A 22585-nucleotide genomic window follows, 5' to 3' on the forward strand; every position below is an offset into this window, starting at 1 on the left:
TCCTTACGAATTCTGTGTATCAGCCACGGGCAATCAGTGCCGCGTCGGCTTCGGCCTTTTCGGCCGCTTTCTGGCGAATGAGCTTTTCCAGCTCATCCACCAGGTTGTCATTGGTGAGCTTCTGTGCCGGCTTGCCGTCGATGTACACCAGGTTCGGCGTACCACCCGTCAGGCCCACATGGGACTCCTTGGCTTCACCGGGGCCGTTGACCACGCAGCCGATCACTGCAACGTCCAGCGGTACCAGCAGGTCTTCCAGCCGCCCCTCCAGCTCGTTCATGGTCTTGACCACATCGAAGTTCTGCCGCGAGCAGCTCGGGCAGGCGATGAAGTTGATGCCACGCGAACGCAGGTGCAGCGACTTGAGAATGTCGTAACCGACCTTCACTTCCTCGACCGGGTCGGCCGCAAGCGAAATACGGATGGTATCGCCAATGCCTTCGGCAAGCAGCATACCGAGGCCCACAGCAGATTTCACCGTCCCCGAGCGCAGGCCGCCGGCTTCGGTGATGCCCAGGTGCAACGGCTGCACGATCTGCTTGGCCAGCAGGCGATAGGCTTCGACGGCCATGAACACATCGGAGGCCTTGACGCTGACCTTGAAGTCCTGGAAGTTCAGGCGATCGAGATGCTCCACATGGCGCAACGCCGACTCTACCAGCGCAGCCGGGGTCGGTTCGCCGTACTTCTTCTGCAGGTCCTTCTCCAGGGAGCCTGCGTTGACGCCGATACGGATCGGGATACCCCGGTCGCGGGCGGCATCCACTACAGCCCGCACACGGTCCTCACGGCCGATGTTGCCCGGGTTGATACGCAGGCAGTCCACACCCAGTTCGGCCACGCGCAGGGCAATCTTGTAGTCGAAGTGAATGTCGGCCACCAACGGGACGCTGACCTGCTGCTTGATGCGGCCGAAGGCCTCGGCGGCGTCCATGTCCGGTACCGAGACGCGAACGATGTCGACGCCGGCATCGACCAGACGCTGGATCTGCCCGACGGTAGCCGCCACATCGTTGGTGTCGGTATTGGTCATGCTCTGTACTGCAATGGGGGCATCACCACCCACCGGCACATTGCCGACCCAGATTTTGCGGGATTCGCGACGTTTGATCGGGGATTCGCCGTGCATGAGTTACTGTCCCAACTTCAGGCGAGCGGTTTCGCCACTGGTGAACGGGGCAACGTCGACGGGCTGGCCGTTGTAGCTGACCTGGGCGCCACGGGCAAAGCCCAGACGTACCGCGAAGGGCGGCTTGCCGGTCAGTTCGAGGTTGTCCCCCTTGCGCTTGATGGCGCTGAACAGCACCTTGCCGTTGCCATCGGAAACCTGGGTCCAGCAATCGGCCACGAACTGGATGGCGACCTTGGCACTGCCGGCTGGCACGGCGGCTGGCTGAGCAGCGGCCTCGGCCGATGGCGCAGGGGTGGCCGGTGTACTGGGTGCCGCCACGGTTGGGCTGGCGGTGCTGGGGGCAGGTGCCTGTTGCACCGTCGCCGGGCTGCTGGCCGGGGCCGTAGCGGCCGCAGGTGCCTGTTCGGCAGTGGCGGCTTGCTGGCCGGCCGTGTTCTGCTCCAGAGGCAACGGCGCGCTCTCGGGCTGCTGCCCTGCCGAAACCGCCTGGTCTTCAGGCTCATCGAGCGGGTGGATCTGGGTGGTGCCGTCTGCGCTTTCGACCTCGACATGTTCAAGGGCGATCTTCGACAGGTCCTTGCCACGCTGGCTGCCCTGGTCCTGCCACCAGGCGAAGCCACCCCCAACCACCGCCAAAAGCAGCAGCAGGCTGACGCCGCGCAGAATGTTATGGGACAGGCGCATGGGCTCTTCGATGCGGCCCAGCGAGTGCACGTCGCTGCCCTTGGCATGGGTGCCGGTGTAGCGGTCGAAGGCCTCTACCAGCGCGGCCTGGTCCAGGTCCATCAGCTTGGCGTAGGCACGGATATAGCCACGGGCGAAGGTGTGCCCCGGCAGCTTGTCGAAGGCGCCGGTTTCCACATGGTTCAACGAACTGAGGGTGAGGTTGAGCTTGCGGGCCACCTCGGCTTGGGACCAGTCCCGTTTTTCACGGGCCAGGCGCAAAAGCTCACCGGGGTTCTGGCCAGGCGCTACGGCTACTTCGGGATGCGCGGCGTTCATCGTTGCTCCGACAGGTATTGCTGATATTCCGGCGTACCGGGATAAAGTCGTTGTAATTGCTGGCCCAGCTCGGCCAATGTGCCTTGTTGGTCGAAGACCCTGGCAAGGCGGCTACCCAGCAACAAGCTACGGGCGTCGTGGTCGCTCAGCTGGCTGAAACGATCGTAGTAGTCCCGGGCCGGCACATAATGCCTGTTTTCGTAGGACAACTCAGCCATTTCCAGCAAGGCTTTCGGCTGCCGTTGGTCCAACTGCAGTGCTTTGTGCAAATAGGCATGCGCCTGGTCGCGGCGATCGAGCCGCAGGGCAGTCAGGCCGAGGTTCTCGAACACACGCGAGCGCTCAGGATACAGGGTATCGGCGCTGGCCAGGCGAAACATCTGCTCGGCCTCGGCAAATCGCCCCTGAGCATAAAGGAAACTGCCGTAATTGTTGCGAATTCGTGTGGTGCCGGTACTGGCCTGCAGGGCCTGGCGAAAATGCCGCTCGGCCAGGGCGGGCTCACCTTCAGCCTGGTAAACCAGCGCCAGAGCCGCGTGGGCATCGCTGTCGTGGTTGTCCAGTGCCAGCGCCTGGCCCAATGGCACCTTGGCCTGGCCGGTCAAACCCTGTTGCAAATAACCCAGGCCCAACTGCACGTAGGCGCGCCCCGCCTGCGCCCTGCCCTCGCGACTGGCCAGCGGGTCGCCGGTGCCGCCCGACACGCAACCGGCCAGCAGCAGGAGCGCAAGGATCGACAGCGCGGCGCGCAGGGTCATGGGCACGGTACCGGTCAGTGGCTGGCGGGGCTGTCTTGGCGCTCCACATCAGCCGAAAGCTGACGCACGGCAATGTAACGCTCGCTGCGGCGGGTACGGTCGTTGACCTGGCCGACCAACTGACCACAGGCCGCGTCGATGTCCTCGCCGCGGGTGGTGCGGGTGGTGACGTTGAAACCACCGTGGTGCAGCATGTCCTGGAAGCGACGAATGGCATTGTTGCTCGGCCGCTCGTAGCCCGAATGCGGGAACGGGTTGAACGGGATCAGGTTGATCTTGCACGGCACGTCGCGCAACAGCTCGATCATCTGTGCGGCGTGCTCGGGCTGATCGTTGACATCCTTGAGCAGCGTGTACTCGATGGTGAGCACGCGCTTGCCACCCAGGGTGTCCATGTAGCCCATGCACGATTGCAGCAGCATCTTCAGCGGGTACTTCTTGTTGATCGGTACCAGCTTGTTGCGCAGCTCGTCGTTGGGCGCGTGCAGCGACAGGGCCAGCGACACATCGATATGCTTGGCCAGCTCATCGATCATCGGCACCACGCCCGACGTGGACAGGGTGACGCGGCGCTTGGAGATGCCGTAGCCAAGGTCATCCATCATGATTTTCATGGCGGCGATGACGTTGTCGAAGTTAAGCAAGGGCTCGCCCATGCCCATCATGACCACGTTGGTAATCGCGCGGTCGATCTTGGCGGGGACGGTCCCGAAGGATTTGTTGGCAAGCCACACCTGGCCGATCACTTCGGCGGCGGTGAGGTTGCTGTTGAAGCCTTGCTTGCCGGTGGAGCAGAAGCTGCAGTCCAGGGCACAGCCGGCTTGCGACGACACGCACAGGGTGCCGCGATCGTCGGTAGGGATGTAGACGGTTTCGACGCAGCTGCCGGAGGCAACGCGGATGACCCATTTGCGGGTACCGTCAGCGGAAATGTCTTCACTGACCACTTCCGGTGGACGAATCTCGGCAACGGCCTCGAGCTTTTCGCGCAAGACCTTGCCGACGTTCGTCATGGCGGCGAAATCATCGACGCCAAAATGGTGAATCCATTTCATCACCTGGCCGGCACGGAAGCGTTTCTCCCCGATCGAGTCGAAGAATTGTTCCATTTCCGGCTGGGTCAGACCCAACAGGTTGATTTTGCCAGTAGATGTCGTCATGGATTCACCCTCACCCGTAAGCTTTCGCTTAGCGAGTGGTTACCTCGGTAGCAGCGAAGAAGTAAGCGATTTCGCGAGCAGCAGCAGCTTCGGAGTCCGAACCGTGAACGGCGTTGGCGTCGATGGACTCGGCGAAGTCGGCACGGATGGTACCGGCAGCAGCTTCTTTAGGGTTGGTGGCACCCATCAGCTCACGGTTCTTGGCGATGGCGTTCTCGCCTTCCAGAACCTGAACAACTACCGGGCCGGAAGTCATGAAGGCAACCAGGTCACCGAAGAAGCCGCGCTCGCTGTGCTCGGCGTAGAAGCCTTCAGCTTCGGCCTTGGACAGTTGTTTGATTTTCGAGGCAACGATTTTCAGGCCGGCTTCTTCGAAGCGGCTGGTGATCTTGCCGATGACGTTCTTGGCAACGGCGTCAGGCTTGATGATGGAGAAGGTACGTTGAACAGCCATGGATAACTCCAGAATATGAGTGTTGCGAAAAATTAAACCCGCGAATTATACGCGGGTTCCGGGGGATTGCCTAACCTGCAGATAACGCTTAATCGGCTTCGTCGATCCAGGCGGCCTGGATAGCTTCGAGCACTTTCTCACCGCCGCGTGACGGATCGTCGCTGAAGCCTGGCAATGCCAGCACCCAGCGGTGCAGGTCGACGAAATTCACATAACGAGGATCGACGTCAGGCTTGCTTTCTGCAAGCTCGATGGCGATATCAAGTACATCAACCCATTTCAGACTCATGTACAGGCCCTCAGTGCGGTGCTTCGGCAGCGTGGTTGAGCGAATACTTGGGGATCTCGATGGTGAGGTCCTGGTCCTTTACCACCACCTGGCAACCCAGGCGCGACTGGGCTTCCAGGCCCCAGGCCTTGTCCAGCATGTCCTCTTCCAGCTCGTCGGCTTCTTCGAGGGAGTCGAAGCCCTTGCGCACGATGCAGTGGCAGGTGGTGCAGGCCTTGACCCCACCACAGGCACTTTCCATCTCGATGTGATGATCGTGGGCCAGCTCCAGGACATTGGTCCCGGCCGGTACCTCCACGGTCAGCCCTTCAGGGCAGAACTTCTCATGCGGCAGGAATGTTACCAGCGGCATCGATTACTCCTCGATCTCATTCAGGTTGCGCCCGGCCAGTGCGGCTTTGACCGTCGAATCAAGGCGACGGGCGGCAAATGCATCGGTCACCTGCGACAGACGCTTGGTCTGTTGCTCGATGGCAGCGCCATCAGTGCCGGCCAGCAAATCACGTAGTTCTTGCATCTGGAATTCGATAGCCTGGCGCTCTTCGCCGCTGAGCAGGCGCTCGCCATCGGCGTCCAGAGCGCCTTGTACCGCCTCCAGCAGGCGTTCGCCGTCCACCTGGTGCTCGCGCAGCTGACGTGCCTGCTTGTCGGTGCCGGCATGTTGGAAGGAGTCTTTGAGCATGCGGGCGATTTCACCGTCGGTCAGGCCATAAGACGGCTTCACCTGAATGCTCGCCTCCACGCCCGAGGCCAGTTCGCGCGCCGCGACGCTGAGCAAGCCATCGGCGTCCACCTGGAAGGTCACGCGAATTTTCGCAGCGCCGGCAACCATGGCCGGAATACCGCGCAGCTCAAAGCGTGCCAGCGAGCGGCAGTCGCTGATGAGCTCGCGCTCACCCTGCAGCACGTGGATCATCATGGCCGTCTGGCCATCCTTGTAGGTGGTGAACTCCTGGGCGCGGGCTACCGGGATGGTGGTATTGCGCGGGATCACCTTCTCCATCAGCCCGCCCATGGTCTCAAGCCCCAGGGACAGCGGGATCACATCCAGCAGCAACAGCTCACCGCCCTCGCGGCGGTTGCCGGCCAGGGTATCGGCCTGGATGGCAGCGCCAATGGCCACCACCTGGTCGGGGTCGATCGAGGTCAGCGGGGCACGGCCAAACAGCGTACCCACCGCCTCGCGCACGCGCGGCACGCGGGTAGAACCCCCCACCATGACCACGGCGCTGACGTCTTCGAGCTCCACACCGCTGTCACGCACGGCGCGGCGGCAGGCCTTGAGGCTGCGGGCGACCATGGGCTCGATCATGGCGTCGAAGGCCGCTCGGCTGAGCCCACCCTGCCAGGCGCCATGGCTGACCGCGACCACGTCGGCGTCGGTGAGGGCTTCCTTGGCCGCGCAGGCAGCTTGCAGCAGGGCACGCTGGGTAGACGGGTCGAGGTCGGACGACAAGCCTGCCTGCTCGATGATCCAGCCAGCAATGGCATGGTCGAAATCGTCACCGCCCAAGGCAGTATCACCGCCGGTGGCCAGCACTTCGAACACACCTGCGGTCAGGCGCAGGATGGAGATATCGAAGGTACCGCCACCCAGGTCGTAGATGGCCACCACGCCTTCGGCGTTCTGGTCCAGGCCGTAAGCCACGGCTGCGGCAGTAGGCTCGTTGAGCAGGCGCAGCACGTTCAGGCCGGCCAGGCGCGCAGCGTCCTTGGTAGCCTGGCGCTGGGCATCATCGAAGTAGGCAGGCACGGTAATCACCGCGCCCACCAGGTCGCCGCCAAGGGTAGCCTCGGCACGCTCGCGCAGCACCTTGAGGATGTCCGCCGACACTTGCACCGGGCTCTTGGGCCCCTGAACGGTATCGATGAACGGCATGTGCGACTCGCCGCCAACAAAGCGGTAGGGCAGTTGCTCACCCAGCTGCTTGACGTCGGCCAAGCCACGCCCCATCAGGCGCTTGACCGACAGCACGGTATTGAACGGGTCGCTGGAGGCGGCATCACGTGCAGCCTGGCCGACTTCGCTGCGCCCTTCGAGGTAGCGCACCGCCGACGGCAGAATGACATTGCCCTGCGCATCGGGCAGGGGCTCGCTGACACCGCTGCGCAGTGCAGCGACCAGAGAATTGGTAGTACCCAGGTCGATCCCCACCGCCAGGCGGCGCTGGTGCGGCTGAGGGGTTTGACCGGGTTCGGCAATCTGCAGTAGGGCCATGCTTATCTGAGTACCTTAGGTGCCATCACGGGCGGCACCGGGTTAATCGTCGAGGCGCTCTTCGAGTTGGCGCACTTCTTGGGCGAGCTTGTCGAGGAACTGCATGCGGCGCATCAGGCGCTCGGCCTGCTCGCGCTCTGCAGCAACATCCCAGCAGGCGGCGAAATCGTCGTTCAGCGTGTCCTGGGCAACCTTCAGGCGCTTCTTGAACACGGCAACGCCGTCGAGATCCGCTTCATCCTGCAGCTCTTCGAGCTCTTCACGCCACTGCATCTGCTGCAACAGGAAGTCCGGGTCGTGGACCGTGACTTCCTGGGGCACTTCGTGGCCATCGATGGCCAGCAGGTAGCGTGCGCGGCGCGGGGCGCTGCGCAAGGTCTGGTACGCATCGTTGAGGGCTGCGGACTTTTCCAGCGCCACGCGCTGCTCACGCTCGGAAGCGTCGGCAAAGCGATCAGGATGAACATCGCGGGCCAACGCGCGGTAGCGAGTGGCCAGCTTGTCGAGATCCAGGCGGAAGCTTGGCTGCAGGTCGAATAATGCGAAGTGACAAGGAGTACCCACGGCCAGCCTCAGACGTTGAAGCTTTCGCCGCAGCCACACTCACCGCGCACGTTGGGGTTGTTGAACTTGAAGCCTTCGTTCAACCCTTCCTTGACGAAGTCCAGCTCGGTACCGTCAAGGTAGACCAGGCTCTTGGGATCGATGATCACCTTGACACCGTGGTTCTCGAACACCTCGTCTTCCGCAGCCAGCTCGTCGACGAACTCCAGCACGTAGGCCAGGCCCGAGCAGCCGGTGGTGCGCACGCCCAGGCGAATGCCTTCACCCTTGCCGCGCCCTTCCAGGGAACGCCGCACGTGGTTGGCGGCGGCTTCTGTCATGCTGATAGCCATCAGAGCTCCTTACCTCGCAACAGGCGACTTAGATCAAGCCTTTTTTCTGCTTGTAATCGCGTACGGCTGCCTTGATGGCATCTTCGGCGAGTACCGAGCAGTGGATCTTGACCGGCGGCAACGCCAGTTCTTCGGCCAGCTGGGTGTTCTTGATGGTTTCAGCTTCGTCCAGGGTCTTGCCCTTCATCCACTCGGTGGCCAGGGAGCTGGAAGCGATGGCCGAACCGCAGCCGTAGGTCTTGAACTTGGCGTCTTCGATGACGCCCTGCTCGTTGACCTTGATTTGCAGACGCATCACGTCGCCACACGCAGGGGCGCCGACCATGCCGGTACCGACATCGGGGTCCTCGGCATTCATCTTGCCGACGTTGCGCGGGTTTTCGTAGTGGTCGATGACCTTTTCACTGTATGCCATGGTGCAATTCCTTCCTCATCAGGGAGCCGCTCTTGCCGGCGACTGCTTAGTGGGCGGCCCACTCGATCTTGGAGATGTCAACGCCGTCTTTGTACATATCCCACAGCGGCGACAGTTCACGCAGTTTGTTCACCGCCTCGCAGACTTTCTGCGCGGCGTAGTCCACTTCTGCTTCGGTAGTGAAGCGGCCGAAGGAGAAACGGATCGAGCTGTGCGCCAGCTCGTCGTTGCGGCCCAGCGCACGCAGTACGTACGAAGGCTCGAGCGAAGCGGAGGTGCAGGCCGAACCGGACGATACGGCAATGTCCTTCAGCGACATCAGCAGCGACTCGCCTTCGACATAGTTGAAGCTCAAGTTCAGGTTGTGCGGTACACGGGCAGCCTGGCTGCCATTGACGTACAGCTCTTCCAGGCTGGACACCTGCTTGAAGAAGCGGTCGCTCAGGGCCTTGATGCGCACGTTCTCGGCGGCCATTTCCTGCTTGGCGATGGCGAAAGCTTCGCCCATGCCAACGATCTGGTGGGTTGGCAGGGTGCCCGAACGCATGCCGCGCTCGTGGCCACCGCCATGAATGGTGGCTTCAAGGCGTACCCGTGGTTTGCGGCTGACGTACAGCGCGCCGATCCCTTTGGGGCCGTACACCTTGTGCGCCGAGAACGACATCAGGTCGACCTTGAGCTTTTGCAGGTCGATTTCGACCTTGCCGGCGGACTGGGCAGCGTCGACGTGGAACAGCACACCGCGCGAGCGGGTGAGTTCGCCGATGGCGGCGATGTCGTTGATCGAGCCGACTTCGTTGTTCACGTGCATCAGCGACACCAGGATGGTGTCATCGCGCAGCACCGCCTCGACCATGGCCGGGGTGACGATGCCGTCTGCGCCTGGCTCGAGGTAGGTCACTTCAAAGCCTTCACGCTCCAGCTGGCGAGCCGTGTCCAAGACCGCCTTGTGCTCGATCTTGGAGGTGATGATGTGCTTGCCCTTGGTGTGATAGAAGTGCGCCACACCTTTAAGGGCGAGGTTGTCGGACTCGGTGGCACCGCTGGTCCAGACGATCTCGCGCGGGTCGGCATTGATCAGTTCGGCAACCTGGCGACGGCCGTGCTCGACCGCTTCTTCGGCCTTCCAGCCGAAAACGTGGGAGCGCGAAGCAGGGTTACCGAAGTTGCCGTCCGCCGTCAGGCAGTCGGCCATCTTCTGGGCCACGCGTGGGTCAACCGGCGTGGTCGCGGAGTAATCGAGGTAGATCGGCAACTTCATTTTTCTCTCCTATCAGGCGGTGGCGTCGCTCGTCGTCCCTGGGGGATCAATCGACGGCGGACGTCTCAATCTTGTCCAGCTGGGCAGACAGGCCGGCGACACGGCGCAGGTCCTGGCGCTGGGCGACTTCCTGCACCTCACGGCGCTTGACGAGGTCGGCCAGGCTGATGCCGCTGAGGAATTCGTGAATCTGCTGGCTGAGGTCGCACCACAGGTGGTGGGTCAGGCAGGTATCACCGGCGTGGCAGTCCCCGAGCCCCTGGCAACGGGTGGCATCGACCGATTCGTTGACCGCGTCGATGACCTGGGCAACCTGGATGGTTTCCATGCCCCGCGAGAGCTGGTAGCCGCCGCCCGGGCCGCGCACGCTGGATACCAGGCTGCTGCGGCGCAGCTTGGCGAACAGCTGCTCCAGATAAGAGAGGGATATGCCCTGGCGCTCGGAAATGTCCGCCAAAGACACCGGCCCATGCTGCGCGTGCAACGCCAGGTCGAGCATGGCAGTGACGGCGTATCGGCCTTTGGTAGTCAGTCGCATGGCTATTGGGTACCACGGGAGTTTCGGGATGTGTGCGAGTATGCGATTCCCGAGCATTTAAGTCAACTATTAGACCTACTGCTTTAGTCGGGTTTGCATACGGGAGGGCGGCGCGATTGTAGCAGACAGGGGGCGTTTAGCACACGCCCCCTGTCCGGGGCGTGCTTCGGGTGTGGCGCAATCAATGCGACCGAGCGTCGCGCTGGGCCAACTGGGCGGCCTCGGTGAACTCATCGTCCGGCAGCGCCGGCAGCTCCTTGGCGCAGTAATCGCTGCCCATGCGGGTCAGCGCACCACACATACCCTCGAGGCGTTCGTCCACGGCTTGCAAGTGGTCGAGCATCTGACCGATGGCACGGGCGACCGGGTCCGGCATGTCGCCGCTGACGCCATAGGCATCGAAGCCGATCTTTTCCGCCATGGCCTTGCGCCGGGCTTCCAGCTCGGTGTCTTCGCTCTTGACGATGATGCGCCCCGGGATGCCAACCGCAGTAGCGCCAGCCGGCACCGCCTTGGTCACCACCGCATTGGAACCGATCTTGGCCCCGGCACCTACCGTGAAGGGCCCCAACACCTTGGCCCCCGCCCCTACCACCACGCCGTTTTCCAGGGTGGGGTGGCGCTTGCCCTTGTTCCAGCTGGTACCGCCCAGGGTGACGCCTTGGTAGAGGGTGACATCGTCGCCGATCTCGGCCGTTTCACCGATGACGATGCCCATGCCATGGTCGATGAAGAAACGCCGGCCAATGGTGGCGCCGGGGTGGATCTCGATGCCGGTCAGCCAGCGCCCGAAGTTGGACACCAGCCGCGCCAGCCACTTGAAGTCGCGTTTCCACAGGGCATTGCCCAGGCGGTGCAGCCAGATGGCATGCATGCCCGGGTAGCAGGTCAGCACTTCAAAGGCGTTGCGGGCAGCCGGGTCACGGTGGAAAACGCTTTGAATATCTTCACGCAGGCGTTCGAACATCTGTCAGTCCTTCCGTTTATGCGGCTCGCCACGGACCACTTTCTGGGTCTCGGTGAGAATGCCGCGCAAAATGCTCATTTCCGAACGCTCGACCGCCACCCGCCCATACAGCCTGCGCAAGCGCGGCATGAGGTGCTTGGGTTTCTCCGGGTCGAGGAAGCCGATACCTACCAGGGTTTTTTCCAGGTGGTCGTAGAACAGCTCCATTTCGTCCATGGTTGCCAACTCGTTGGCATCAACCTTTTCGACCTTGCCCGGCGCGGGCTCGGCCGCCAGCCACGCCATGCGCACCTCGTAGGCAAGCACCTGCACGGCGGCGGCCAGGTTCAGCGAACTGAAGCCGGGGTTGGAGGGAATGTGCACGTGGAAGTGACATCGCTGCAGCTCTTCGTTGGTCAGCCCGGCATGCTCACGCCCGAATACCAGGGCGATCTCCTCACCGGTGCCAGCATGCTCCACGGCCTTGGCGCCGCAGTCACGGGGGCCGATCAGCGGCCAGGGGATACTGCGCTCACGGGCACTGGTGCCCATGACCAGGTTGCAGCCAACCAATGCCTGTTCAAGGCTGTCGACCACTACGGCGGCGCCCAGTACATCGTCGGCACCGGACGCGCGGGCGCTGGCGTCCGCTGCCGGGAATTCCTTGGGCTGCACCAGCACCAGGCGCGTCAGGCCCATGTTTTTCATGGCACGCGCAGCGCCGCCGATGTTGCCGGGGTGGCTGGTATTGACCAGAACAACACGAATATTTTGCAGCAAGGTGTTGTGCTCACAGATGCAGAAATCAGGGCCATCGATCTTACAGAACCGACGGGCGTAACGCCAAGGAAGCGCATGTGACCCTTTTGCCGTCAAAGTTTTCTGCTAGAATGATCGGCTTTCTTCTTTAACATCTCCAGGTGACCCGCCCATGCAGCCTATGCTGAATATCGCCCTGCGCGCCGCTCGCAGCGCCAGTGAACTGATTTTCCGCTCCATCGAACGCCTGGATAGCATCAAGGTCGATGAGAAAGAGGCCAAGGACTACGTTTCCGAAGTCGATCGCGCTGCCGAGCAAAGCATCGTCAATGCCCTGCGCAAGGCCTACCCGAACCACTCCATTCAGGGCGAGGAAACCGGCCTGCACGCCGGCTCCGGCGAGGAAGGCAAGGACTACCTGTGGGTCATCGACCCGCTGGACGGCACCACCAACTTCCTGCGCGGCATCCCGCACTTTGCCGTCAGCATCGCCTGCAAGTACCGCGGCCGCCTGGAGCACGCCGTCATCGTTGACCCGGTTCGCCAGGAAGAATTCACTGCCAGCCGCGGCCGTGGCGCCCAGCTCAATGGCCGTCGCCTGCGGGTCAGCTCGCGCACCAGCCTTGATGGCGCCCTGCTGGGCACCGGCTTCCCGTTCCGTGACAGCCAAATGGCCGACCTGGACAACTACCTGGATATGTTCCGCGCCCTCACCGGCCAGACTGCCGGCATCCGCCGCGCCGGCTCGGCCAGCCTGGACCTGGCCTACGTGGCCGCCGGCCGCTTCGATGCCTTCTGGGAATCGGGCCTGTCGGAATGGGACATGGCAGCAGGCGTGCTGCTGGTGCAGGAAGCTGGCGGCCTGGTGAGCGACTTCAACGGTGGCCACGACTTCCTCGAAAAAGGCCACATCGTTGCCGGCAACATCAAGTGCTTCAAGGCAGTACTGACGGCTATCCAGCCGCACCTGCCAGAGAGCATGAAGCGCTAAGCGCAGATCGCCGAAATGCAAAAAGCACCCCTCGGGGTGCTTTTTTGTGCCTGATGGTTTTATGTAGCCTGAACCTGTCTCATCGCTAACAAGCTCCCTGCTTGAGGGGCGGGTTAACCCGCGCAGAGGCCGGCTCAGGCAGCATAAATCACTGGCCAGCATCACTCAAAATCAACTTGCCGTTCTTGTCCAGCGGAATGGTCGAGCCGGGCTCGCGGTCCATCTTCACATGGCCGACCTGGTCGCCGATGGTGTACTTCACGTTATACCCCACCACCTTGTCACTGATGTCATTGACCGTGTTGCAGCGGGTTTGCGTGGTGGTGTAGGTGTCACGCTGCTGCATGCCTTCCTGCACCTTGTTACCGGCGTAACCGCCACCTACCGCACCGGCCACCGTCGCGATCTTCTTGCCGGTGCCGCCACCGATCTGGTTACCCAACAGGCCACCGGCCAGCGCACCCACCACAGTACCTGCAATCTGGTGCTGGTCTTTCACCGGGGCCTGACGAGTGACGGTAACGTCCTTGCACACTTCGCGCGGCGTCTTGACCTGCTGCTTGATCGGCTGCACGTCAGTGACCTGGGCATATTCAGGGCCTTTGTTCACCAAGCTGTAGGTCGCCACAGCACCTCCGGCGGTAACACCGACAGCACCCAGAACCGCACCCACCAGCATTGATTTATTCACGTGAACCTCCTGATCGTACTTACGGGGCTGTGCCCGCCTTCTCCCTGCCTTGGAGCAAAAAAAAAGGCGCGAGTTCAATACTCGCGCCCTGTTACCTGCCCAACGGAAGGAAGATTCCGTTACGGGCGGTCGTCCACGCCCTCTGCCTTGGCTGGCGGGATCAGGTCTTCGCTGTTCAGGTTCAGCCAGATCAGCACCACGTTGGCGATGTAGATCGACGAATAGGTACCCGCCATCACACCAATGAACAGTGCCAACGAGAAGCCGAACAGGTTGTCGCCGCCGAAGAACAGCAGCGCAGCGATGGCCAGCAAGGTAGACACCGACGTGGCGATGGTACGCAGCAGGGTCTGGGTGGTGGACACGTTGATGTTCTCGATCAACGACGCCTTGCGCATCACCCGGAAGTTTTCACGTACCCGGTCGAATACCACGATGGTGTCGTTCAGCGAGTAACCGATGATCGCCAGCACGGCCGCCAGCACGGTCAGGTCGAAGGTGATCTGGAAGAACGACAGAATACCCAGGGTGACCACAACGTCGTGGATCAGCGAAATGATCGCACCCACGGCGAACTTCCACTGGAAGCGGAACGCCAGGTAGATGAGGATGCCGCCCAACGCCAGCAGCATGCCCATGCCGCCCTGGTCGCGCAGCTCTTCACCCACTTGCGGCCCCACGAACTCCACGCGCTTGAGCGTGGCCGGGTTGTCCCCGCCCGCCTTCTGCAGCGCGGCAGCCACCTTGTTGCCCAGTTGCGGGTCATCACCCGGCATGCGCACCAGCAGGTCGGTGGTGGCACCAAAGCTCTGCACGATGGCTTCATGGAAGCCAGAATCGTTCAGCTCGGCGCGCACCGCCTTCAGGTCAGCCGGGCGCTCGTAGGTCAGCTCGATCAGCGTACCGCCGGTGAAGTCCAGGCCGAAGTTCAGGCCCTTGTGCCACCAGCTGAACAGTGCCAGCACGGTGAGGAGTACGGTGATGGCGAACGCGACATTGCGCACGCCCATGAAATTGATGGTTTTCATCGCAGCTCCCTCAAACCCACAGCTTCTTGATGTCACGCCCGCCGCAGGTCAGGTTGACCATTGCACGGGTCACCATGACGGCGGTGAACATCGAGGTGAAAATCCCGAGGGACATGGTGACCGCAAAGCCCTTGACCGGGCCGGTACCCATGGCGAACAGGATGCCGCCTACCAGCAGGCTGGTCAGGTTGGCGTCGATGATCGCGGTGTAGGCGCGGTTGAAACCTTCGTGAATGGCGCGCTGCACCGACATGCCGGCTTTGAGCTCTTCGCGGATACGCGAGAAGATCAGCACGTTGGCGTCCACCGCCATACCCATGGTCAATACGATACCGGCGATACCCGGCAGGGTCAGCGTGGCGCCCAGCAGCGACATCAAGGCCAGCAGCAGCACCATGTTGCCTGCCAGGGCGATGGTGGCGATCACGCCGAAGCCGCGGTAAATGGCGATGATGAACAGCGAGACGAACAACATGCCCCACAGCGACGCATCAACACCCTTGGTGATGTTGTCGGCACCCAGGCTTGGGCCAATGGTACGTTCTTCAGCGAAGTACATCGGCGCCGCCAGACCACCGGCACGCAGCAGCAGTGCCAGTTCCGACGACTCACCCTGGCCGTTGAGGCCGGTGATGCGGAACTGGCTGCCCAGCGGCGACTGGATGGTCGCCAGGCTGATGATCTTTTTCTCTTCCTGGAAGCTCTGCACCGCGACGTCTTTCTCGACGCCGTCGACAGTTTGCTTGACGTAGCGGGTGATCGGTTTCTGCTCGATGAAGATCACCGCCATGCTGCGGCCCACGTTGCTACGCGTGGCGCGGCTCATCAACTCGCCACCGTGGCCATCCAGGCGAATGTTCACCTGTGGGCGGCCGTGCTCGTCGAAGCTGGCCTGGGCATCGGTCACCTGGTCGCCGGTGATGATCAAGCCACGCTCGACAGGGGCGGAACGGCCACCTTCGCGGAACTCGAACACCTCGGTGGTGGCCTTGGAAGCGCCTGGCTCGGCACCGAAGCGGAACTCCAGGTTGGCGGTTTTACCCAGGATACGCTTGGCTTCGGCAGTGTCCTGCACACCCGGTAGCTCGACCACGATACGGTTGGCGCCCTGGCGCTGTACCAGCGGCTCGGCGACACCCAGTTCGTTGACCCGGTTACGCACAGTGGTGAGGTTCTGCTTGATGGAGTATTCGCGGATTTCGGCGACCTTGGCCTGGGTAAGCGCCAGGCGCAGCACGGCGAGGTCGTTACGCTCGGTAGTGGTCAGGTCGAAATCGCTGAAATTCTTGCGTACCAGGGCACGTGCCTGTTCGCGGGTAGCGTCGTCGGAGAAGCCCAGCATGATGCCGCCATCCTGCTGCGGCAGGCTGCGGTAGCGTATGCGCTCCTTACGCAGCAAGGTCTTGACCTCGCCTTCGTAGACTTTCATGCGGGCGCTCATGGCCTTGTCCATGTCCACTTCCAGCAGGAAGTGCACACCACCGGACAGGTCCAGGCCCAGCTTCATCGGGCTGGCACCCAGGTTGCGCAGCCACGTGGGCGTGGTCTGGGCCAGGTTCAGGGCTACGACGTAATCATCGCCCAGCGCCTTGCGCACTACATCCTTGGCTGGCAGCTGGTCTTCCTGGTTGGTCAGGCGGATCAGGCCACTGCCCTTCTCACCCAGGCTGGTGCCTTTTACGGTGATCTTGGCATCGACCAGCGCCTTGCTGACGCGATCGAGGTCGGCCTGACTGACCTGCAGCGCCGAGCTGGCACCACTGATCTGTACAGCCGGATCATCCGGGTAGAGGTTGGGAGCGGAATAAATAAAACCGATCGCCAGTACCACCAGGATCAGTGCGTATTTCCACAGAGGGTATTTGTTCAGCATCACGCCGCCCGTTCAAGACGCGGGGCGCGTTGCGCGCCCCGACTGGAAAAATGAAACCGGTAACTCAGATAGCCTTGAGCGTACCTTTTGGCAGGGTGGCCGCAATGGCACCCTTCTGGAACTTCAGTTCGACAGTGTCGGACACTTCCAGCACCACGAAATCATCGGACACCTTGACGATCTTGCCGGCGATACCGCCGTTGGTGACAACTTCGTCGCCTTTTTGCAAGTTGCCCAGCAGGTTCTTCTGCTCTTTGGCACGCTTGGCCTGCGGGCGCCAGATCATCAGGTAGAAGATGACCAGGAAGCCGACCAGGAAGATCCACTCGAAACCGGTGCCGGCAGGGCCAGCGGCAGGTGCAGCAGCGTCCGCGTACGCGGCGGGGATGAAGAAGCTCATTGGGCACTCCTAATGCAATGTTCTAATAATGGATGCAAACAGTCAGTCCAAGGGCGGCACAGGCAGCCCGCGCTTGGCGTAGAAGGCGTCGACAAAGGCGGCCAATTTACCCTGTTGAATAGCCTCGCGTAAACCGGCCATCAAGCGCTGGTAATGGCGCAAGTTGTGGATGGTATTCAGCATGCTGCTCAGCATTTCGCCGCACTTGTCCAAGTGGTGCAGATACGCGCGGGAGAAGTTGCTGCAGGTGTAGCAATCACAGGTCGGGTCCAGCGGCGATTCATCATGACGATGGAACGCGTTGCGGATCTTGATCACCCCTGTATCGACAAACAGATGGCCGTTACGTGCGTTACGCGTTGGCATCACGCAGTCGAACATGTCGACGCCGCGGCGCACACCCTCAACGAGATCTTCCGGTTTGCCTACCCCCATAAGGTAACGAGGTTTGTCAGCAGGCATCTGGCCTGGCAGGTAATCCAGCACCTTGATCATCTCGTGCTTGGGTTCGCCCACCGACAGGCCACCAATGGCCAGGCCGTCGAAACCAATGTTCTCCAGGCCTTCCAGCGAGCGCATGCGCAGGTCCTGGTACATGCCGCCCTGGACGATGCCGAACAGCGCCGCCGTATTGTCGGCGTGGGCATTCTTCGAACGCTGGGCCCAGCGCAGCGACAGCTCCATGGAGGTACGGGCAATGTCGTGCTCGGCCGGGTACGGGGTGCACTCGTCGAAGATCATCACCACGTCCGAGCCCAGGTCACGCTGCACCTGCATGGATTCTTCAGGGCCCATGAACACCTTGGAGCCGTCCACCGGCGAGGCGAAGGTCACGCCCTCTTCCTTGATCTTGCGCATGGCGCCCAGGCTGAACACCTGGAAACCACCGGAATCGGTGAGAATCGGGCCTTTCCACTGCATGAAGTCGTGCAGGCCGTTGTGCTTCTTGATCACCTCGGTGCCCGGGCGCAGCCACAGGTGGAAGGTGTTACCCAGGATCATCTCGGCGCCGATCGCCTCGATGTCGCGGGGCAGCATGCCCTTGACCGTGCCATAGGTGCCCACCGGCATGAACGCCGGGGTTTCGACGGTACCACGGGGGAAGGTGATGCGGCCCCGACGGGCCTTGCCGTCGGTGGCCAGCAGTTCGAAGGACATTCGACAGGTGCGACTCATGCTTGATCCTCGGGCCCGCGTGGCGCCGGATTGCGGGTGATGAACATGGCATCACCGTAACTGAAGAAGCGGTACCCCTGCTCGACCGCTGCCGCGTAGGCAGCCATGGTCTGGGAGTAGCCGGCAAAGGCCGAGACCAGCATCAGCAGCGTGGACTCGGGCAAGTGGAAATTGGTGACCAGGGCGTCTACCACATGGAACGGTCGGCCCGGGTAGATAAAGATGTCGGTGTCGCCGCTGAACGGCTTGAGCACGCCATCACGGGCTGCGCTTTCCAGCGAGCGCACGCTGGTTGTACCGACTGCGATTACCCGCCCGCCACGGGCGCGGCACGCCTCGATGGCATCGACCACATCCTGGCTCACTTCGAGCCACTCTTTATGCATGTGGTGGTCTTCGATGTTGTCCACCCGTACCGGCTGGAAGGTGCCGGCCCCTACGTGCAGGGTGACGAAGGCACGCTCTACGCCCATGGCGGCAATTTGCGCCAGCAGGGCCTCATCGAAGTGCAACCCTGCAGTGGGCGCGGCAACGGCGCCGGCGCGCTCGGCATAGACGGTCTGGTAGCGCTCACGGTCCGCGCCTTCGTCGGGGCGGTCGATGTAGGGCGGCAGGGGCATGTGGCCGACCCGGTCGAGCAGCGGCAGCACTTCTTCGGTGAAACGCAGCTCGAACAACGTGTCGTGGCGGGCGACCATCTCGGCTTCACCGCCGCCTTCCAGCAAAATGACCGTACCCACTTTGGGCGCTTTGCTGGCGCGCACATGGGCCAGCACACGGTGGCTGTCCAGCACCCGCTCCACCAGCATTTCGAGCTTGCCGCCCGACGCCTTCTGGCCGAACAGCCGTGCCGGAATGACCCGGGTGTTGTTGAACACCATCAGGTCGCCGGGGCGCAGGTATTCGAGCAGGTCGGGAAATTGCCGGTGCGCAAGCGCGCCGGTTGGCCCATCGAGCACCAGCAGACGGCTGCCATGGCGCTCGGCCAGCGGGTGGCGGGCGATCAGGGAATCAGGGAGTTCGAAGGAGAAATCGGCGACGCGCATGATGATGTTCGGTTCGGCAGGGCCGGGAAGTTTAGCCCAATGTGTGAAAATTGACCATGAAAGCCGATTGACCGACCAGCGGCACCTCTCTATACTGCGCGCCACGCCCTGATGGCGGAATTGGTAGACGCGGCGGATTCAAAATCCGTTTTCGAAAGGAGTGGGAGTTCGAGTCTCCCTCGGGGCACCAAAATCCGGAAAAAACCGACCTAGTGGTCGGTTTTTTTTTGCCCGCTCCACAGCCAGCCCCCTGCGCGGCCTCTGGCGCCAGGCTATTGATTTTCCCCCCGCACAACCATGCAGGAAGCCTATTGGCCAGTGGCCACACTAGTCCATAAGCTTACATTCGTCGGATATATGCCGAATGTATTGCTTCAGTAATGGCATTTAGCCATATTGCGGCACCCTTCCCTCTCACTTCCGTGTGAACCATGAAGACAATCGCGCCCTGCATGGCGGCAATGATGCTGCTCAGTGGGTGCAATGGAATGCCAACGTCCTACGTTTCAGACCCTGTCTACAGCCAAGCCTTCGTGGTCACCTCCGGTGCGCCGCTGCCCATGCTGCTGATGGCCAGCGCCATACAGTGGAACGACGATTACGCCGTCACTGCCAAGCACACCCCCTTCCTGCGCAACGTGGTGCACGAAGGCCTAGGGGATGTGGTGTTCTTCAAGCACAAGGCCAGCGCAGTGCCGCATTGGCGCCAGTACGTGCCAGGCGAAGCCGTTACGGCAGTGGGTTTCAACAGCCTGATGATGCCGGTGCAAGGCAAGGGCCATGCGCTTTCGTCGCTGGTGCGCCTGGATGGCACGCCCGGCAGCGTGTTTTATTCGGTGCACGATGGCCCGATCACCAAAGGTATGTCTGGCGGGCCAGTGTTCGCCGATGACGGCAATGTGGTTGGCATCAACGTCGCGATCATCCCCACCCGCGAGATCGACGCGGCCAAGCGGCCGGACCTGGCCGGCAAGGACCGGGTCAGCGTGTTCATGTCGTTCAGCGAAATCGACAAGGAATGGCGCCGCTACCAGTACCTGCTGGCACACAAGGCCAAGCCCGGGGCACCGGGGTCGGTGAAAGGCTACGTGGCCGTCGCGGCCAAGTCCTGATCAGGCCGGCTGCGGATTGGCGGGCGCCAACATGATGCAGTTGCGCCCGGCATTCTTGGCGCCGTACAGGGCCATGTCCGCCGCATGCAGCCAGGCTTCGGCATTGTCCATATGCGGCTCATACGGCGCCACGCCAATGCTCAGGCTCAACGCCAGTTCTGGCAGCGCCGGGTCGCGGAAGGCTTCCACCGCAAGGCGCAGGCGCTCCAGCACTTCACGCGCCTGGGCGGGGGTGGTTTCGGGCAGCATCACGCAGAACTCGTCACCGCCATAGCGCGCTGCCGGGTCGCGCTTGCGCAGGTGCAGCGACAAGGTGGCACTGATGACCCGCAGGATCTTGTCGCCAACCAGGTGGCCATACCGGTCATTGACCTGCTTGAAATGGTCGACATCGATCAGCGCCAGACAATTGCCACCGCCCCCGGCTTGGCAACGCTCGAATTCGCTCAGCAGCAACGCCTTCCACGCACCGTGGTTGCTCAAGCCGGTCAACGCATCGGTCTGGCTGAGGCGGGCCAGGGCGCGCTTGTGCTTGCCAAGCTGAACGGTCACCTGATAACAGATCAGGCCAATGGCCATGGGGTAGATCAGCAGTATCGGCAGGCACGCCAGCATCTGCGCCTGGGTGGTGGCTGGGAACAGTGGCGGCCCATACAGCCACAGCCCCAACGCGATGCCGGCTGCCTGGGCTGTCAAGGTTTTGAACAGCATGTGCCAGCCGCCTGCAGCGATCTTGTCCATGGCGATCATCGACAGGATGATGACGCTGGGCAGTGGGTTGAGCCCCATCACGCCTGCCCAACAGCCGCCGGCAAAGCCATCGAAGACCAGGTTGCGTTGCTCGGTGCGGAACGGTTCGCCGGAGCGGCGGGCTAGCTGATACGCCAGGTGCGGCCAGACAAAGCCGTGGACAAACAGCAGTGCCCACACCCAGCCGGCAGGCTGCAGGGGGAAGATGCCGATCAATACACAAAAAAAGCCGAGACCGGTACCGATGGCGCGGGGGGCATACATGCGTCTGGCGAAAGAAAGGCCTTTGCCTGTGCGCTGGTTCATGGCGGGGTACCGAAGGAATGCTGCCCTGGAGATGCATCGGACGGGCCACGCAGCGTGGGCATGGGCAGCCATTCGACACAAGGCATTGTGCCACTATCGAGCCGATGCGGGCAAACCTGTTGGACGAAATGCGACGCAGGTGTGAGGGTGTGGCTCGAACATGGTTTGCAACACCCAGCCTGCGAACCTTCGCCACTGCCCGACGTCCCATCCAGCACACTGAAACGTTTGAGGTGCGCCATTTGAAAGACGTCATCATTCGCAAGTATCGCCTGGCAGTGAAGACCATTGGCTACATCGGCTGGTCACTGTTCTGGCTGCTGATCTGGGACGTGCTGGTCACCATTGATTTCATGCTGTTCTTCAACAGCAAGTTCACCTTGCCGCTGATCCCGCTGACCCTGCTAGGCTCGGCCCTGGTGGTGCTGGTGAGCTTTCGCAACAGCAGTGCCTACAACCGCTGGTGGGAAGCACGCACATTGTGGGGCGCGCTGGTGAACAGCTCGCGTAGCTTCGCCCGGCAGACGCTGACCTTGATCGATGACCCCGAAGACGGCCTCAACCCGGTCAAGGCTACCCTGCTGCGCCGTCATATTGCCTATGTGAACTGCCTGGCGGCCCAGCTGAGGGGCGAAAAATGCGCGGACGAACTGGGCGCATTCATCCCCGAGGCGGAGTTCGAGCGGCGCACGCGCTCCAACAACTTCGCCAACGACATCGTCAGTGGCTCCGCTGCCCTATTGGCACGTGAATACCAGGCTGGGCGCCTGGACAGCATTCGCCTGGCGCGCCTGGAGTCGACACTGGTGGACTTGTCCAATGCCCAGGGCGGCATGGAACGTATCGCCAATACGCCCCTGCCCTACCCCTACGTGTACTTCCCACGGCTGTTCATTACCCTGTTCTGCCTGATTGTGCCGGTGGGGTTGGTAGAGTCGCTGGAATGGTTCACGCCGCTGGCGTCTACCGTGGTGGGCTTCATGCTGCTGGCCATCGAGCGCATCGGCACCGACCTGCAGAGCCCATTCCGCTTCAGCGAGCATCAGATCCAGATGGACACCATCTGCGAGACCATCGAGCGGAACCTGGAGTCGATGCAGCGCGGCGCGCAGTCCGCTGAGGCAGTGACTGCCTGATACTTTTTGCGCAACCGCGGTGGCGCAGGGCGAGCAGGGTAAACCCCGCTCACCTGCCGCCACGCACATAACGCTGGCGCAACACGTCGCTCAAGGCATCCACCAGAAACACCAGCACCAGCATGCCCAGGATCACCGTGCTGGCCTGCGCCTCCTGGAACAGGCTGAGGGTGGTGTAGAGCATCTGGCGGCCCGCACCCCCCCCCCCCAAAACCCGGGCCCGGGGGTTAAAACGCGCGGTGTAGCCC

25 protein-coding genes, 1 tRNA gene and 1 pseudogene are annotated in these 22585 nt (G+C 62.2%); 4 read left to right on the plus strand and 23 right to left on the minus strand.

What is annotated here, in order from left to right:
• Positions 1-19 precede the first annotated feature (19 nt).
• From ispG to trmJ, 15 genes are all read right to left on the minus strand, one after another.
• Positions 20-1129: a flavodoxin-dependent (E)-4-hydroxy-3-methylbut-2-enyl-diphosphate synthase gene (ispG, locus tag IAE38_RS00920; RefSeq protein ID WP_028631583.1), complete on the minus strand. Its 1110-nt coding sequence runs from the start codon at positions 1127-1129 to the stop codon at positions 20-22.
• A 3-nt stretch (positions 1130-1132) separates the two neighbouring features.
• Positions 1133-2134: a RodZ domain-containing protein gene (locus tag IAE38_RS00925; protein ID WP_201215321.1), complete on the minus strand. Its 1002-nt coding sequence runs from the start codon at positions 2132-2134 to the stop codon at positions 1133-1135.
• Positions 2131-2892, minus strand: coding sequence for a type IV pilus biogenesis/stability protein PilW (gene pilW / locus IAE38_RS00930; RefSeq protein ID WP_201215323.1), 762 nt, complete (start codon positions 2890-2892; stop codon positions 2131-2133). Before pilW ends, IAE38_RS00925 begins: the two co-directional genes overlap by 4 nt.
• Before the next feature lie 14 nt (positions 2893-2906).
• The gene (gene rlmN / locus IAE38_RS00935) at positions 2907-4052 is read right to left on the minus strand and encodes a 23S rRNA (adenine(2503)-C(2))-methyltransferase RlmN (protein WP_060482251.1); all 1146 of its coding nucleotides are present in this window, start codon (positions 4050-4052) and stop codon (positions 2907-2909) included.
• Between the two features lie 28 nt (positions 4053-4080).
• Entirely contained in the window at positions 4081-4506 is a 426-nt protein-coding gene (gene ndk / locus IAE38_RS00940; RefSeq protein WP_028631587.1) for a nucleoside-diphosphate kinase, read from the minus strand.
• An 88-nt stretch (positions 4507-4594) separates the two neighbouring features.
• Positions 4595-4795, minus strand: coding sequence for a Fe-S cluster assembly protein IscX (iscX, locus tag IAE38_RS00945; protein WP_028631588.1), 201 nt, complete (start codon positions 4793-4795; stop codon positions 4595-4597).
• Positions 4796-4805: 10 nt separating this feature from the next.
• Positions 4806-5147: an ISC system 2Fe-2S type ferredoxin gene (fdx, locus tag IAE38_RS00950; protein ID WP_201215325.1), complete on the minus strand. Its 342-nt coding sequence runs from the start codon at positions 5145-5147 to the stop codon at positions 4806-4808.
• 3 nt (positions 5148-5150) lie between these two features.
• Entirely contained in the window at positions 5151-7013 is a 1863-nt protein-coding gene (hscA, locus tag IAE38_RS00955; RefSeq protein ID WP_201215327.1) for a Fe-S protein assembly chaperone HscA, read from the minus strand.
• 42 nt (positions 7014-7055) lie between these two features.
• Positions 7056-7577: a co-chaperone HscB gene (hscB, locus tag IAE38_RS00960; RefSeq protein ID WP_201215329.1), complete on the minus strand. Its 522-nt coding sequence runs from the start codon at positions 7575-7577 to the stop codon at positions 7056-7058.
• 8 nt (positions 7578-7585) lie between these two features.
• A complete protein-coding gene (gene iscA, locus IAE38_RS00965; RefSeq protein ID WP_028631592.1) occupies positions 7586-7909 on the minus strand; it encodes an iron-sulfur cluster assembly protein IscA in 324 nt (107 codons plus the stop codon).
• Between the two features lie 28 nt (positions 7910-7937).
• Positions 7938-8324, minus strand: a complete 387-nt coding sequence (gene iscU, locus IAE38_RS00970; RefSeq protein WP_003248539.1) for a Fe-S cluster assembly scaffold IscU — start codon at positions 8322-8324, stop codon at positions 7938-7940.
• 46 nt (positions 8325-8370) lie between these two features.
• On the minus strand, positions 8371-9585 hold the full coding sequence (locus IAE38_RS00975) for an IscS subfamily cysteine desulfurase (protein WP_201215331.1): 1215 nt from the start codon (positions 9583-9585) through the stop codon (positions 8371-8373).
• A gap of 46 nt (positions 9586-9631) precedes the next feature.
• Positions 9632-10123: a Fe-S cluster assembly transcriptional regulator IscR gene (gene iscR / locus IAE38_RS00980; RefSeq protein WP_028631594.1), complete on the minus strand. Its 492-nt coding sequence runs from the start codon at positions 10121-10123 to the stop codon at positions 9632-9634.
• 181 nt (positions 10124-10304) lie between these two features.
• A complete protein-coding gene (gene cysE / locus IAE38_RS00985; RefSeq protein WP_201161909.1) occupies positions 10305-11090 on the minus strand; it encodes a serine O-acetyltransferase in 786 nt (261 codons plus the stop codon).
• Between the two features lie 3 nt (positions 11091-11093).
• On the minus strand, positions 11094-11849 hold the full coding sequence (gene trmJ / locus IAE38_RS00990) for a tRNA (cytosine(32)/uridine(32)-2'-O)-methyltransferase TrmJ (RefSeq protein WP_201213978.1): 756 nt from the start codon (positions 11847-11849) through the stop codon (positions 11094-11096).
• Positions 11850-12000: 151 nt separating this feature from the next.
• Here trmJ and suhB point away from each other — a divergent pair, with 151 nt between their 5' ends.
• Complete coding sequence (gene suhB, locus IAE38_RS00995; protein ID WP_201215333.1) at positions 12001-12819, plus strand: type III secretion system regulator SuhB; 819 nt, start codon at positions 12001-12003, stop codon at positions 12817-12819.
• 148 nt (positions 12820-12967) lie between these two features.
• Here the strand turns inward: suhB and IAE38_RS01000 are convergent, their stop codons facing one another.
• The 6 genes from IAE38_RS01000 to queA form a co-directional block, all read right to left on the minus strand.
• Positions 12968-13510, minus strand: a complete 543-nt coding sequence (locus IAE38_RS01000; RefSeq protein ID WP_028631598.1) for a glycine zipper 2TM domain-containing protein — start codon at positions 13508-13510, stop codon at positions 12968-12970.
• 119 nt (positions 13511-13629) lie between these two features.
• A complete protein-coding gene (secF, locus tag IAE38_RS01005; protein WP_201161906.1) occupies positions 13630-14538 on the minus strand; it encodes a protein translocase subunit SecF in 909 nt (302 codons plus the stop codon).
• Positions 14539-14548: 10 nt separating this feature from the next.
• Positions 14549-16411 carry a protein translocase subunit SecD gene (secD, locus tag IAE38_RS01010; protein WP_201215335.1) on the minus strand — a complete coding sequence of 621 codons (1863 nt, stop codon included), beginning with the start codon at positions 16409-16411 and terminating at the stop codon, positions 14549-14551.
• Positions 16412-16475: 64 nt separating this feature from the next.
• Positions 16476-16811: a preprotein translocase subunit YajC gene (gene yajC, locus IAE38_RS01015; RefSeq protein ID WP_016484964.1), complete on the minus strand. Its 336-nt coding sequence runs from the start codon at positions 16809-16811 to the stop codon at positions 16476-16478.
• A gap of 42 nt (positions 16812-16853) precedes the next feature.
• The gene (gene tgt, locus IAE38_RS01020) at positions 16854-17969 is read right to left on the minus strand and encodes a tRNA guanosine(34) transglycosylase Tgt (RefSeq protein WP_161629574.1); all 1116 of its coding nucleotides are present in this window, start codon (positions 17967-17969) and stop codon (positions 16854-16856) included.
• Positions 17970-17983: 14 nt separating this feature from the next.
• Positions 17984-19033 (minus strand): tRNA preQ1(34) S-adenosylmethionine ribosyltransferase-isomerase QueA, encoded by a 1050-nt coding sequence (gene queA / locus IAE38_RS01025; protein WP_201215336.1) that lies wholly within the window; start codon positions 19031-19033, stop codon positions 17984-17986.
• A gap of 105 nt (positions 19034-19138) precedes the next feature.
• Here queA and IAE38_RS01030 point away from each other — a divergent pair.
• Together IAE38_RS01030 and IAE38_RS01035 are read left to right on the plus strand one after the other, a co-directional pair.
• Positions 19139-19223: transfer RNA gene (locus IAE38_RS01030), tRNA-Leu, on the plus strand.
• Between the two features lie 274 nt (positions 19224-19497).
• Complete coding sequence (locus IAE38_RS01035; protein ID WP_201213998.1) at positions 19498-20145, plus strand: trypsin-like peptidase domain-containing protein; 648 nt, start codon at positions 19498-19500, stop codon at positions 20143-20145.
• Here the strand turns inward: IAE38_RS01035 and IAE38_RS01040 are convergent, their stop codons facing one another.
• Positions 20146-21201: a diguanylate cyclase gene (locus IAE38_RS01040; protein ID WP_201215338.1), complete on the minus strand. Its 1056-nt coding sequence runs from the start codon at positions 21199-21201 to the stop codon at positions 20146-20148.
• 242 nt (positions 21202-21443) lie between these two features.
• Here IAE38_RS01040 and IAE38_RS01045 point away from each other — a divergent pair, with 242 nt between their 5' ends.
• Positions 21444-22337, plus strand: coding sequence for a bestrophin family protein (locus tag IAE38_RS01045; RefSeq protein WP_060482259.1), 894 nt, complete (start codon positions 21444-21446; stop codon positions 22335-22337).
• 49 nt (positions 22338-22386) lie between these two features.
• Here IAE38_RS01045 and IAE38_RS01050 read toward each other — a convergent pair.
• Positions 22387-22585, minus strand: a pseudogene (locus IAE38_RS01050) (hypothetical protein); the annotation flags it as partial.

The sequence above is a fragment of the Pseudomonas sp. S32 genome (assembly GCF_016648095.1).
Taxonomy (GTDB): domain Bacteria; phylum Pseudomonadota; class Gammaproteobacteria; order Pseudomonadales; family Pseudomonadaceae; genus Aquipseudomonas; species Aquipseudomonas parafulva.